This window comes from Archangium sp. (assembly GCF_045802675.1).
Lineage (GTDB): Bacteria > Myxococcota > Myxococcia > Myxococcales > Myxococcaceae > Archangium.
Window position 1 is genome coordinate 24,809 of record NZ_JBJMQO010000047.1, and the last position, 13,572, is coordinate 38,380.

Annotated in this window: 10 protein-coding genes; 7 read left to right on the forward strand and 3 right to left on the reverse strand. The window is 69.9% G+C overall.

Going from position 1 to position 13,572, the window contains the following annotated elements; genetic code table 11:
• Window positions 1-115: 115 nt before the first annotated feature.
• Genes ACJ8AN_RS14420 through ACJ8AN_RS14430 form a run of 3 tightly spaced genes read left to right on the forward strand, consistent with a single transcriptional unit; the run spans window position 116 to window position 3,392 of the window.
• Complete coding sequence (locus tag ACJ8AN_RS14420) at window positions 116-1,465, forward strand: methyltransferase domain-containing protein (RefSeq protein WP_407755913.1); 1,350 nt, start codon at window positions 116-118, stop codon at window positions 1,463-1,465.
• Entirely contained in the window at window positions 1,462-1,809 is a 348-nt protein-coding gene (locus ACJ8AN_RS14425) for a P-II family nitrogen regulator (protein ID WP_407755914.1), read from the forward strand. The genes ACJ8AN_RS14420 and ACJ8AN_RS14425 overlap by 4 nt, the downstream gene beginning before the upstream one ends.
• Complete coding sequence (locus tag ACJ8AN_RS14430; RefSeq protein ID WP_407755915.1) at window positions 1,806-3,392, forward strand: hypothetical protein; 1,587 nt, start codon at window positions 1,806-1,808, stop codon at window positions 3,390-3,392. Before ACJ8AN_RS14425 ends, ACJ8AN_RS14430 begins: the two co-directional genes overlap by 4 nt.
• Before the next feature lie 6 nt (window positions 3,393-3,398).
• On the opposite strand, the gene ACJ8AN_RS14435 is transcribed toward ACJ8AN_RS14430, so the two are convergent.
• Window positions 3,399-5,099: a hypothetical protein gene (locus ACJ8AN_RS14435; RefSeq protein ID WP_407755916.1), complete on the reverse strand. Its 1,701-nt coding sequence runs from the start codon at window positions 5,097-5,099 to the stop codon at window positions 3,399-3,401.
• A gap of 187 nt (window positions 5,100-5,286) precedes the next feature.
• Here ACJ8AN_RS14435 and ACJ8AN_RS14440 point away from each other — a divergent pair, with 187 nt between their 5' ends.
• The 4 genes from ACJ8AN_RS14440 to mfd all read left to right on the forward strand — a co-directional run bounded on the left by ACJ8AN_RS14440 (window position 5,287) and on the right by mfd (window position 10,679).
• Window positions 5,287-6,330, forward strand: coding sequence for a hypothetical protein (locus tag ACJ8AN_RS14440; RefSeq protein ID WP_407755917.1), 1,044 nt, complete (start codon window positions 5,287-5,289; stop codon window positions 6,328-6,330).
• 38 nt (window positions 6,331-6,368) lie between these two features.
• Window positions 6,369-6,698, forward strand: coding sequence for a c-type cytochrome (locus ACJ8AN_RS14445; RefSeq protein ID WP_407755918.1), 330 nt, complete (start codon window positions 6,369-6,371; stop codon window positions 6,696-6,698).
• 71 nt (window positions 6,699-6,769) lie between these two features.
• A complete protein-coding gene (locus tag ACJ8AN_RS14450; RefSeq protein WP_407755919.1) occupies window positions 6,770-6,979 on the forward strand; it encodes a hypothetical protein in 210 nt (69 codons plus the stop codon).
• Between the two features lie 121 nt (window positions 6,980-7,100).
• Window positions 7,101-10,679, forward strand: a complete 3,579-nt coding sequence (gene mfd / locus ACJ8AN_RS14455; protein ID WP_407755920.1) for a transcription-repair coupling factor — start codon at window positions 7,101-7,103, stop codon at window positions 10,677-10,679.
• 57 nt (window positions 10,680-10,736) lie between these two features.
• Here mfd and ACJ8AN_RS14460 read toward each other — a convergent pair whose 3' ends face one another.
• Window positions 10,737-11,828 carry a tetratricopeptide repeat protein gene (locus ACJ8AN_RS14460; RefSeq protein ID WP_407755921.1) on the reverse strand — a complete coding sequence of 364 codons (1,092 nt, stop codon included), beginning with the start codon at window positions 11,826-11,828 and terminating at the stop codon, window positions 10,737-10,739.
• Between the two features lie 30 nt (window positions 11,829-11,858).
• Window positions 11,859-13,538 carry a diguanylate cyclase gene (locus ACJ8AN_RS14465; RefSeq protein WP_407755922.1) on the reverse strand — a complete coding sequence of 560 codons (1,680 nt, stop codon included), beginning with the start codon at window positions 13,536-13,538 and terminating at the stop codon, window positions 11,859-11,861.
• Window positions 13,539-13,572: the final 34 nt, after the last annotated feature.

Consider the following 13,572-nt stretch of genomic DNA (forward strand, 5'->3'; position numbering starts at 1 on the left):
AGTGCACTGGCGCACCCGGAGGGTCAATCTTCCCGGACTCGCCCGCACGCCCTCCTGCCACGCAGTGTGAACCCGTGCGAGCACCCGTGTCCGCCCTGTGGTAGTCACGGCCGCTGTGAGTCCGCCCCTCTCCTTCGTCATCCCCTACACCCCGGCTACCGCCGAGGCCGCCTCCCGCTTCGCCCACGCGCTCGCGCCCCGCGGCGACGAGGTCATCCTCGCGGGCGACGGTCCGCTCGAGACGCCCTCCGCCCCCAACGTGCAGGTGCTCTCCGGGCTGGTGGGCAAGGGAGCGGCCATCCGCGCGGCGCTCGGCCGGGTGACGGGCGAGATAACGGTGCTGCAGGACGCGGACCCGGCCTACTCACTGGAGGCCTGCGAGGCGCTGTGCCGTCCCATCCTCGAGAACACCGCGGACGCGGTGTTCGGCAGCCGGCGGGTGCAGGGGTTGGACGCGGAGCTGCTGGCGGACCGGGCCCTGGGGCGAGTCACCCGCTTCGTCACGTCCGTGGCGCTGGAGGATCCGCTCTGCGGCCAGCGCGCCTTCCGCACCGAGGCGCTCAAGTCCGTGTCGCTCACCAGCGAGGACGACGCGGTGGACGCCGAAATCGTCGTGAAGCTGGCGGCGCAGCTCTACCGGCTGGCGGAGGTGCCCGTGGGCATGGAGGAGGCGCCGCACCGGCCGCTGGGCTCGCAGCTCGCGCGGCTGCGCACGCTCATGCGCTACGCCACGGTGCAGAACGACGCGGACAACCAGCACGAGGGCTACAACACGCTGGAGCGCATGGACGGGGCCAACAACTACAACGCGTGGTTGGGCAGCCGCTTCCGCGAGCACCTGGGGCGGCGCGTGCTGGAGATTGGCTCGGGCATCGGCACCATCACCGAGAAGCTCGAGGAGGGGCTGGAGCTGCTCATCGCGCTCGAGGTGGACCGCTTCTACGTGGACCGGCTGAAGAACAAGTTCCGGGGCAAGCCGCACGTGCGGCCCTACCTGTCGGACGTGGCCCTGGCGGACTGGGAGTCGCTCAAGGCCGAGCGGCTGGACACCATCGTGCTCTCCAACGTGCTCGAGCACATCCCGGACGATGGCGCGGCGGTGCGCCGCTTCCGGCAGATTCTGCCCCCGGGCGGACGGGTGGTGGTGCTGGTCCCGGCGCTGCCGCAGCTCTTCGGCTCCATCGACGAGGCGGTGGGCCACCACCGGCGCTACACCATGGCCGGACTGCGCGAGGTGCTCGAGGGCAACGGCTTCGAGGTGGAGAAGCTGGAGTGGATGAACCTGGTGGGGATTCCGGGCTGGTTCATGAGCAGCCGGGTAATGCGCCGCCGCTCGGTGCCCAGGTTCCAGCTCAAGATGTATGACCGGATCGCTCCGTTGCTGGCGAAGGCCGAAAGCCATGTCAAGCTACCGGTGGGAATGAGCCTCTTCGCGGTGGCTCGAGTCACGGGAGGTGCCGCATGAAGAAGATCGAAGCCATCATCAAGCCGTTCAAGCTGGATGACGTGAAGGACGCCCTGCACGAGGTGGGCGTGCTCGGTCTCACCGCGGTGGAGGTGAAGGGGTTCGGCCGGCAGAAGGGCCACACGGAGCTCTACAAGGGCGCCGAGTACGTGGTGGACTTCCTGCCCAAGGTGAAGGTGGAGGTGGTGGTGGACGACGACATGGTGTCGCGCGTGGTGGATGCCATCGTGCGCGCGGCCCGCTCGGGCGCCGAGGGGAAGATTGGCGACGGGAAGATTTTCGTCCTGCCGGTGGACGAGGCCGTGCGCATCCGCACGGGGGAACGCGGCAGCGACGCGCTGTGAGACGCGCGGCGTACGCGGGACTGGTGGCGCTGTACGTGCTGCTGTTCCCGTACCACCCGGGCCTGCGCTCGCCCAACGAGCTGTGCCGGCTGTGGCAGACGCGCGCGCTCGTGGAGTACGGGACGCTGGACATCAACCAGGCCCTGCGGGACTTCGGCTACGTCGGAGACCTGTCGGTGAAGGACGGGAAGTACTACCCGTCCAAGGCGCCGCTGCTGTCCTTCGCGGCGGTGCCCGTATACGCGGTGCTGCGCGGGTTGGGCGGAGGCTTCCTCTACGCGGTGCATGAGGTGCCGCTCGTCTTCTTCAGCCGCCTGTTCCTCACGGTGCTGCCCACGCTGGGGCTGCTGTGGCTCGTGCGCCGGTTCCTGGGCGCGTACGTGTCCCCGGGCGTGGCGGACGCGGTGACGGTGACGTACGGGCTGGGATCGCTCGCGTTCAGCTACTCGCTGCTCTTCATGAGCCACCAGACGACGGCGGTGCTGCTGTTTGGCGGCTTCTACGCCCTGTGGCGGCTCGCGCGCGGCGAGTGGCGTGAGCGGGGTTACCTCGTGGCGGGCGCGTGCGCGGGCGCCACGGTGGCCGCCGAGTACACCGGTGCCCTGGGCGTCCTGGGACTGGTGCTGTACGCGGTGCTGACGGTGCTGTGGCGCGAGGAGCCCGCGCGCGCCCGGTGGATGCGGCTGGCTCGCGGCGCCGGACTGGCCGTACTGGGAGCGCTGCCCTTCGTGGTGGGGCTGATGCTGTACCACCAGGCGGCCTTCGGGCATCCGCTGGAGACCGGGTACAAGCACCTCAACGACGCGGCCTATCAGCCGTGGCACCTGGGGGGCTTCCTCGGCATCCGCTACCCGGATCCGCGCGCCTTCGCCCTGTCCTTCTTCTCGCCGCTGCGCGGGCTCTTCACCCTGTCGCCCTTCCTGCTGCTCGCGCTGCCCGGTGTGGCAGTGCTGCGCAGGGAGGCACGTGGCAGCGTCGAGATGCGGGCGCACTTCTGGCTCACGGTGGCGCTGCTCGCCGGGTACACGTACTTCACGTCCTCGTTCTCGTATGACTCGTGGGGCTGGACGACGGGCCCCCGCCACCTCACGGGACTCGTGCCCTTCCTGCTCCTGCCCGCGGGCCTGGTGCTCGAGCGGCTGCGGAGCTCGGGCCACCCGGCGCTCTCGGGCGCGGCCGCGGCGCTGTGCTCCGCGTCCATCGTGTTCACGGGCCTGGCCACCTTCGTCAATTACATCCCCGACGACGTGTCCAACGTGGTCCTCGGGCTCGCCGTGCCGCTGCTGCGCGAGGGCTACCTGCCTCCGAGCGCGCTCAATCTCCTCGGCATCTCCAACCCGGTGGCTGGCGTGTTGTTGCTCGTGCTGCTGCTCGGCCTGGCCGTCTGGGTCTTCGTGCGGCTGGGGCTGAAGGAGACGGAGCGGCGGCCCGGTGCCATGCCCCTCGTTGGCGGGCTGGCGGTGCTCGCGCTGATGCTCGGGGCTCAAGTCGCCACGGTGAAGCACCACGCAGCGGACGAGGGCGCGGTGCACTTCCTGGAGAAGGTCTGGCTCGTGCCTCCCGGCCGGACGCTCGGCTTCTAATCTCCTTCAGTTCGGCTGGGGGCAACCCGGGGCGGGCTCGTCACAGAGTTGGTAGAGCACCAGCTCCCGGCCCTCCTTGCCTCGCAGCTTATCGGCGACGATGGCGTGCCCACGGTACCGGTCGAGCACCGAATACGGCAGCTTCAAGCGGGCCTCGTTGAAGCGCCGCCAGTCCTCCTCGCTCTGGTCGAGCAGCCCGAGGAAGAACACCCGCCGCTGCTGCGCGTGCGCCTCGTCGATGCGCTTCTGGAGGCGCTCGGAGAACACCTCCGCGCGCAGCCCCGTGGCGATCATCTCGTCCACGATGCTCCAGCACTCGAAGGGCGGATTGACGACATGGGCCAGCAGGCCGCTCGTCGCGTCCCAGCCCGTGCAGATGGCCAGGTCCGAGGGCTGTAGGCGCTGGGACAGCTCGGTGGCCACGCGCAGGTCCTCGTTCATCGTCACCCGGCGCCACACGCCTCCCGCCCCAAGGCTCATGAGCAGCAACAGCGCGAGCGGTGCCAGGGAAAGCCAGTGGCGCCAGGGCCCTTCCCCACTCCGGGCCGGCTGCTCGCCCGTGCTCTCCTCCTCGCTCTCGAAGAGGATGCACAGGAAGACGGTGGTGCCCAGCACGCCGCCAATCCACAGCTTCTCGTAGGTCGCGGACCAGTAGCTCGCGAGCACATAGGTGCAGCCCGTCCACAGCAGCGCCCCCGTCAGGTCGGCGACCTTGTCCGAGCGCAGGAGCGCCGGAGCGGCCCGGCGCACGCGCAGCCCCACGGCGAACACGAACAGCGCGAAGAGGGCCACGAGCGCCAGGTTGTAGGCCAGCACGCCCGGAGGGGACTCGCGGAGCCGGCCCGCCCCGAGCCAGTCCCGCAGCGGCGCGAAGGCATTGGCGAAGCCGAAGAAGGCGCCCACCAGGTGGCGGGGATCGAAGTGCCCGAACATGCCGCTGCCGGTGGGAATCGAGACGAGGCCCTGCTCCTGTCCCGCCAGGTCATGCGGCACCGAGAGCAGGAGCCGCCCCGCGAGGAGGATGGCTCCGAGGCAGCCCACCGCGCCCAGGCCCACCTCCGTCACGGCCACGACTCCCCGCCCCCACTGCCGGCGCCGCAGGTAGCGCAGGCCCACCGTGGAGCCCATCAGCACGCAGACGCCGAGCGCCGTGAGGTAGAAGGCCGCGCCCAGTCCGGCGAGCGCTCCGCCCAGCCAGCGCGCACCCCGCGACTCCGGCGCGCGCCGCACCACGGCCGCCCCGAGCACCATCCAGGGCACGGAGGCCATCGGCTCCGTCATGTCCGTGGCGTGCAGCAGGTACGCATGGGACAGCCCGGTGATGGCCACGCCGAGCCAGCAGCCGCGCCGCGACACCCCGCTCCAGCGCAGCAGCAGGAAGAGCGCCACCAGTCCCGCCGCGCCGAAGAGGGCGTTGAGCCCCTGGAAGCACACGAGCGCCGCGGGACGATCCGTCAGGTGCTCGAGCAGCGAGGAGAAGCCCGTGGCCACCGCGAGCCTCCAGGCCACCCACCCCACGTACGGCGTGAGGAAGTGGTTGTTCTCCGAGGGCGCGGGCAGTCCCGGCGCCGTCATCTCCTCCAGCCAGCGGATGCCGTCGCCGATGTAGTCACGCGAGAGCAGACTCGTGAAGAGCAGGGCCGCTCCCACGAAGACCAGGAGCAGGTCTCGCCGGAGCACGGGAGCCGATGAGGGAGGGGGATTCATTCGCGCGGAGCCACCCGGCATCCAACCATGCCGCTCGCCGCGAGTGCCAATGAAGCGCGTACCTTCCAGGCTCCTGGGAGGCCTCGGCCGCCTGCTGGAGGCTCGGAAGGACAGGGGCCAGCGCGTCCGCTGGTAACCACGGCGGTGAGCACATACCCTCGCGGGCTCACCGCCGTCGGAGTGACTCGTGCGTTCATCTCCCTTCGGCTCCAGCGAGACGCCCGCGTCCGGCACGCTCGGGCGGATGTGGTGGGTGGCGCTGCTCGTGGCCGGGGTGCTGCTGGTGGGCACCGAGCTGGGCTGGCGCCGCCTCGGCTTCCACCCGACGGTGAAGGACACGCCGGAACTGTGGTCCCTGGAACGGGCCCGCGCGAGCGGGGGCAAGGGGCGCGCCACGGTGCTGCTGGGCTCGTCGCGCTTCCAGGTGGGGATTTCTCCCGAGGTGCTGTCGCGGGCGCTGGGCGGTGCCCGCGTCGCACAGCTCTCCATCAATGGCTCGAGCAGCCTGCCGCTGCTGGAGGACCTCGCCGCGGACGAGCGCTTCCGGGGGCTGGTGCTGTGCGAGGTGAGCCCGACGCTCTTCTTCTCCGTGGAGCCCCTCGAGGTGCGCACGGCGGCCTACCGGTACACCACCGGGTACGCGCACCGCACCCTCGCGGCGGACGCGGAGACGGCGATGCGGGTGTTCCTCCAGGAGCGGCTCGTGGTGATGCAGTCCTCGGTGCAGCCCAAGAACGTGCTGTACGCCCTGCTCATGAGCCGGTCCCTGCCCGTCCCGCCCTATACCCGCACCCTGGCCAGCCGTCAGCAGCAGTCCGACTTCGACGGCGTGGACCTGAAACCGCTCCGGGAGTCCTGGGAGCATCACTTCCAGAGCGCGCATGGCCAGCAGCCACTGCCCGCCGAGCTGGACGCGCTGCTCGAGCACGTGTCCTCCCTCGTGGGCCACATCCGCGCCCGCGGCGGAGAGGTCGTCTTCGTGCGGATGGTCAGCTCGGGGCGCGTGCGGAACATCGAGGACACGCGCTACCCGCGCGAGCGGTACTGGGACCGGCTCCTCCAGCGCACGGGCGCTAAAGGCATCACCTTCGAGGACGTCCCCGCGCTCTCGCGCTTCGAGTGCCCCGAGGGCTCGCACCTCGACTACCGCTCGGCCCCTGAATACACCCGGCTGCTCGCACGCGAACTGGTGCGCGAGGCGCCGAGCGCGGTGGCCACCGACGCACCGTGACCTATACTCGGGCCCCCTCAACGAGAGGACACTCCATCGTGAAGACGACCCGCTACGCCCTGCTGCTCTCCCTGTCCCTGGCCACCGCCGCCCAGGCCGCCGACGAAACCCCCGCCGAGCTGTGGACGGCCAAGTGCAAGTCCTGCCACGGCCCGGATGGCCGCGCGCAGACGCAGATGGGCAAGAAGGAGGCCATCGTCGACATGTCCCAGGCCGCCTGGCAGAAGGCCCAGACGGACGAGGACATCCGCGAGGTCATCTCCGAGGGCTCCTCCCGCAACAGGAAGATGAAGCCCTACAAGGAGAAGCTGACCCCGGAGCAGATCAACTCGCTCGTTGGCTACATCCGCACTTTCAAGAAGGGCTGATTCCCCTTCGGGCGTGGGGTGAATATCCCTGTCCGGGGCCGCGTCCCCCCGCGACCGGAGGCCTTCTCCCCATGCGTATCCTCACCACCGCTCTCGCCTGCCTGCTCGCCCTCGCCTGCCTCCATGCCGCGCCCGTCCGCCTGCTTCCGGACGCTTCCTCCGCCCAGGCCCGCCTTGCCGCTCCGTCCCTCCAGGACGGAGACAAGAAAGGCGGCGGCGATGACGGAGGCGACAAGGGCGGCGACGACGATGATGACGACGAGGACTTCCGGGTGGGGTGAGTAGGCGGCTGTAGGCACGGGGCCCGAGAGGACTGTCGCCAACCGGGCCCCTCGCTCTTCCGTTGACCCACACGGGTCCGGCTCCTAATTACCGGGGGGCCCTGCAAGGTGCCCCCCCCGGATGGAAACTCCTTTTTCCCAGAAGTTCGATGCGGAGGCCCTTCGCGCGCCTCCAATGGCTGGGGACCCGTTCGCCCGCGTGATGGAGTTGCTCCGCGCCGGCCAGCGTGTCCGCACACAAGGTCTCCAGGGAGCCGCTCGCGGCCATGCGCTCGCCCGCCTGTCGAGCAGCCTCGAGGCGCCCCTCGTCTGTGTCGCCATCGACGAGGAAGCCGCGGATGCGCTCGCCAGCGACCTCGCCTTCTTCCTCGGTGGCAAGGGCACTGCGCGCGAGCCCCACGTCCTGCGCCTGCCCGCCGACGAGGTGCTCCCCTACGACGAGCTCTCCCCGGACGCGGACGCCGCCGCGGACCGGCTCGGCGCCCTCTTCCACCTGGCCCAGGGCACGCGCTTCCCCGCGCTCGTGCTCTCGCTGCGCGGCCTGTTCCGCAAGGTGCTGCCGCCCCAGGTGATGAAGGAGCTGTCCGAGCTCGTGCGCGTGGGGCAGGACTTCGACCGGGACGCGCTCGCGCGCAAGCTCGCCAACATGGGCTACCAGTCCAGCCCGCTCGTCGAGGACCTGGGCACCTTCTCCGTGCGCGGCGGCATCGTCGACGTCTACAGCCCGCTCTACGACAAGCCCGTCCGCCTCGAGTTCTTCGGCGACACCATCGAGTCCATCCGCTCCTTCGATCCGGAGACGCAGCGCACGGTGGACTCGATGAAGGAGATCATCCTCCTGCCCGCGCGCGAGGTCATCTTCTCCGAGCAGACGCGCGTGCGCGCCGAGGCCGCCGCCCGCGCCGTGGCGGACCGGCTCAACCTGCCCACCTCGCAGCTGCGCGAGCGGCTCGACGCCATCCGCGAGGGCCTGCCCGGTTTCGGCCTGGAGGGCCTGCTGCCCGGCTTCTTCGAGGGTGGCCTGGGCACCGTCTTCGACTACCTGCCGCTGTGGCACGCCGAGCCGCTCTTCTACCTGGATGACCCATTGGGCCTCGAGCGCATCGCCGAGGACCTGTGGAACGAGGTGGAGCGCTCGGCGAAGGCGTCCGATGAGCGCCAGGACCTGGCCTATCCACCCGAGGAGCACTTCCTCACCCGCGCGCAGGTGGAGCAGAAGCTCGCGGCGCACCGGGTGATGGAGGGCGGTGGCCTGTCGCTCACCCAGGGCGAGCCGCCGGTGCACTTCCCCTTCGGCACGACGCAGGACGTGCGCGAGGCCATCCTCGCCCACCACGGTGAGGAGGGCGCGCTCACCCCGCTCATCGAGCGGCTCCAGCGCTGGAGGGACACGCGGATTGCCTGCGCGGTGGCCTGCGGCACGCTGAGCCAGGCAGACCGGCTCAAGCACCTGCTGTTGGACCGCAACGTGATGGTCCGCGTCCACACCGAGCCGCTCACGGATGCCGCGAAGCTCTATGAGCCCTCGGTGTCCGCGCACCTCTTCGCGGGCGAGGTGAGCCACGGCTTCGTGGACGGCGCGGGCGGCATCGCCGTGCTCTCGGACGAGGAGATCTTCGGAGCGAGGGCACGCCGGCGCGTGCGGCGCTCGAAGAGCATGGATGCCTTCTCCTCGGGCTTCAAGGACCTGAAGGAAGGCGACATCATCGTCCACACCGACTTCGGCCTGGGCCGGTACGCGGGCCTGACGAAGATGCAGGTGAACGGCGTGCCCGGGGACTTCCTCGTCCTGGAGTACGCGGGCAAGGACAAGATCTATCTCCCGGTGAGCCGCATGCGGCTCATCCAGAAGTTCACCGGTGGGGACCCCACCAAGGTGGCGCTGGACAAGCTGGGGGGCACGTCCTGGGAGAAGACGAAGAAGCGGGTCAAGGAGCAGCTGCTCAAGATGGCGGCGGACCTGCTCAACATCGCGGCGGCGCGCCGGGCGCACCCGGGCCACGCCTTCAGCCCGCCGGACCGGTACTACTCCCAGTTCGAGGCGGACTTCGAGTTCGAGGAGACGCCGGACCAGGCCAAGGCCATCGAGGACGTGCTCGCGGACATGCAGAAGAGCGAGCCGATGGACCGGCTCGTCTGCGGCGACGTGGGCTACGGCAAGACGGAGGTGGCGATGCGGGCCGCCTTCAAGGCGACGTTGGACCGCAAGCAGGTGGCGGTGCTGGTGCCCACGACGGTGCTGGCGCAGCAGCACTACCTGTCCTTCAAGAAGCGCTTCAAGGACTACCCCGTCACGGTGGAGGTCATCTCCGGGATGAAGAAGCCTCCCGAGGTGCGTGAAATCCTCAAGCGCGCCAAGGACGGCAAGGTGGACATCCTCATCGGCACGCACAAGCTGCTGGGTGGGGACGTGGCCTTCAAGGAGCTGGGGCTGCTCGTGGTGGACGAGGAGCAGCGCTTCGGGGTGAAGCACAAGGAGCAGATCAAGAAGCTGCGCTCGCAGGTGGACGTGCTGACGCTGTCGGCGACGCCGATTCCGCGCACGCTGCACATGGCGATGTCGGGTGTGCGGGAGATGAGCATCATCGCCACGCCGCCGCAGGACCGGCGCGCCATCCGCACCTTCGTGATGAAGTTCGACGAGCAGACCATCAAGGAGGCCATCGAGCGCGAGCTGGCCCGCGGGGGTCAGATCTTCTTCGTGCACAACCGGGTGGAGTCGCTGCCCGCGATGGAGGAGACGCTCAAGAAGCTGCTGCCCAACGTGAGCATCGGTGTGGCGCACGGGCAGATGGGCGAGGGACAGCTCGAGAAGGCGATGCTGGACTTCACCGAGAAGAAGAACCAGGTGCTGCTGTGCACGAGCATCATCGAGAGCGGCATCGACATCTCGAGCGCCAACACGATGATCGTCAACCGGGCGGACACGTTCGGACTGGCACAGCTCTACCAGCTGCGTGGACGTGTGGGCCGCTCGAAGGAGCGCGCCTATGCATACCTGCTGGTGCCGGCGCGGACGGCGATCAGCAAGGACGCGCAGCGGCGCCTGGAAGTGCTGCAGCGCTTCACCGAGCTGGGCGCGGGCTTCACCATCGCCAGCCACGACCTGGAGATCCGCGGCGCGGGCAACCTGCTGGGCTCCGAGCAGTCGGGCTCCATCGCGGCGATTGGCTTCGATCTGTACGCGCAACTGCTGGAAGAGGCGGTGTCCGAGGTACGGGGTGAGCCGCCGAGGACGCAGATCGAGCCGGACATCACCATGCCGATTCCCGCGCTCATTCCGGACGACTACGTGCCGGACGTGCACCAGCGGCTGGTGTTCTACAAGCGCTTCAGCCAGGCCGGCAATCCGGACGAGGTGCAGGATCTGCGCGCCGAGCTGGTGGATCGCTTCGGCGAGGCCCCGGACGAGGTGGACAACCTCTCGGAGCAGGCGCTGCTGAAGATCGACATGAGGGATCTGCGGCTGCGAGCGCTGGAGGCAGGTCCGGGCCGGGTGGTGGTGACGCTGGGAGCGGACGCGCTGCTGGACGGGATGAAGGTGGCGGGACTGGTGCAGCGCTCCAAGGGCGTCTACCGGCTCACGCCGGACATGAAGCTGGTGGTCAAGCTGGGTGCCGAGGTGCGGGGCCAGGAGCTCATCGTCGAGGCCAGGAAGGTGCTGCGCGACCTCCACACCTGCGCCCTGCCCGAGGCGTAGGCCGCGGGGAGGCTCGAGCGTTCGACTCGAGCCTCGCGCCCGGGTTGAGCCCGTCCGTCAGGGGGCCAGCTTCTTCAGCCGCTCCTCGGCGTGCGTCTTCACTTCGTAGGGCAGCGTCTGGCTCGACGCGAGCAGCTTGCGGAAGCTCTCCACCGCGCACGCCTTGTCCCCCTTCGCGTCACACGCCCGCGCGAGCGTGTCCAGGTAGCTCGGCCGCTCGCCCCGGACCGCGATGGCCGCGCGCACCAGCGTCACGGCCTCATCCCCCTTCGCCCCCCGCCCCACCAGCAGGAACGCCAGGTTGTTCTGCGCGTCCGCGCGCAGCAGCTTCTCTCGCTCGTGGAAGCCCGGAATCGCCTTCCGGTACTCCTGCTCGGCCCGCGCCTTGTCCCCCTTCTTCTGCAACAGCGTGCCGAGGTTGTACCGGGCATCCGCGTAGTCCGGCTCCAGCTTCAGCGCAGCCTCGAACTCGGCGATGGCCTCGTCCTGCTTCCCCTGGGTCGTCAGCTGCAGGCCCTGCGCGTTGTGCTGCGCCGCCTCCGGGGACACGCGCGTCGCCGCGTGCCACTGCGACAGGAACATGTAGAGCTGCTCGGTCTGCGGAGCCTCGGGAGCCAGGGCATTCACCCGCTCGGCCGCCTCGAAGGCCTCGTCCATCTTCCCCAGCCGCGCCCGCGTGAACGCCAGGTCGAACCACACCCGCACCGCACCGGGGTCCAACTGCACCGCGCGCTCCAGGTGCTCCAACGCCCGCTGCGGCTCCTCCATCTCCAACAGCAGGCTTCCGAGGACGTAGTGCAGGGGCGCGTTGTCCTTCATCGCCAGGCTCTTCTCCACCTCCGCGACGCCCTCCTCCTTCTGACCGAGCATGATGCTCGCCATGCCCGCGAACGCCATCGCATCCGCGTTCTCCGGCTCGCGCCGGACGATCTCCCGGTTGAGCGATTGGACTCGCGCCCAATCCTTGCCCTCACCCGCCTTGGCGGCCTCGGCCTTCAGCTCGTCGAGCGAGCGGGTGTCCTTCTTCTCCTCCTCCGGCTTCGCGGCCGCCGCGGGCGCGCTACTGGAGGAGGACGACGGCGTGGAGGTGGAGGAGGCGGTGGCACAGCCCACCGTCAGGCACAGCAAGCCCACGAGGAGTCTTCGCATCGGGCGACCTTAACAAGCCCGGGAACGGCTTCACTTCTGCTCGCTGTGCACCACTCCCTGCCGGCTCGAGTCGAGAATGGCCCGGGAGAGGTCATCCATCACCTTCAGCAGCTCCTGCCGCACGTCCTCGGAGGACTGGCGCAGCTGCGTGGTGATGGTGTGCAGCGTGTCGCCCGGCGCCGAGGCCTCGTGCAGCATGCGCGCGGCCGTGCGCGTGGCGGTGAGTGGGCCCTCCACGTCCTCCGCCACCAGCCGGCGCAGCCGCTCCAGCACCCCCGACGTCCCCGTGATCTGCGCGGCGGCGGGAGCGAGGGGCGGCGGCTCCTGGCTCACCGAGACGGCACTCACCCGGTTACGGCCCGTGCGCTTGGCGGTGTAGAGCGCCGCGTCGGTGAGCTCCATGAGCTCGCTGATGGAGCTGGCGTGCACGGGGAAGCAACCCACTCCGGCGCTGAGGGTCAGCTTGCGGCTGCCACCCTTGGCCCCGTGCACCGTGGCCCCGTCCACCGCGGCCCGGAAGCGCTCGGCGGCGATCAACCCCTGCTCCAGGTCCGTCTCGGGCAGAATCATGGCGAACTCCTCGCCACCGTGACGGGCCACCACGTCCGTCGAGCGCGCCGTCTGGCGCAGCCGCTTGGACGTCTCTCGCAGGGCCTCGTCTCCGGCGCTGTGGCCCAGCGTGTCGTTCACCTGCTTGAAGTGGTCCAGGTCCAGCAGCACCAGCGTCATCGGGTGCTTGTAGCGCTGGGCGCGGCGGAACTCGACGCCGAGCGCCTCGTGGAAGTAGGCGCGGTTGTACAGCCCGGTGAGCGGATCCGTCACCGCCACCAGCATGGCCCTGTCCCGCGAGGAGCGCAGCTGGCGCTGACGGCGCTGGCGGCGCAGGGCGCTCCCCAGACGCGCGGCGAGCTCCGCCATGGGCGTCTGTAGCGTGAGGTAGTCATCCGCGCCCGAGTCGAACGCCGTCACACGGCGCGAGGTGGACTCCACCTCGTCCACCACGAGGATGGCGGGGGCCTCCTCGTCGAAGCCGAAGCGCTTGAGCAGCGGCGCCTCGCCCTCGAGCGCCACCGGGTAGCTGACGACGAGCAGGTCCGCGTCGGAGGCCACCATCCGCTGCGAGGCGGCGCGCTGGGTGAGCTGGAACTCGCCGCCCACGGGCGAGCCACGCAGGGCGCGCGCCAGCCGCTCGCTCACCACGGGCAGGTGGTGGATGATTTCCACCCGGGCCTGGGGCGGCGTGGGGGCCTCCGGCTCGCGCATGACGCGCGTCATGGCCTCGTGCTGCGCCTGCAGCTGAGCGCGCATCTTGCCCAGGGCGATGAACGAGCGCACGCGCGCGAGCATCTCCGCGTTGGGCGCCGTCTTGGTGAAGAAGTCGTCCGCGCCCGACATCAGGCCGTGCACCCGGTCATCCGTGGTGTCCAGCGAGGTGAGCAGGAGGATGGGCGTGGTGCTGGTGCGCGGATGGTCGCGCAGCCGCCGCGTCAGCTCGTGGCCGTCCAGGCCCGGCATGAGCACGTCGAGGATGATCAGATCGAAGGGCTGGGGGCCCTCGGTGGCGAGTCCGAGCGCCTCGCGAGGCGAGGTCGTCATCACCACGTCCAGTCCACTCTCCTGCAATCGGGAGCCAATGGCCTCGAGCGCAATGGGGCTGTCATCGCAGAGCAGAACGTGGCCAGAGGTGCCGAGAGAAGAGAGGGCTGCCATGGGTCGTGCCGAGGCTATCAGGTGGAGGGGCCGA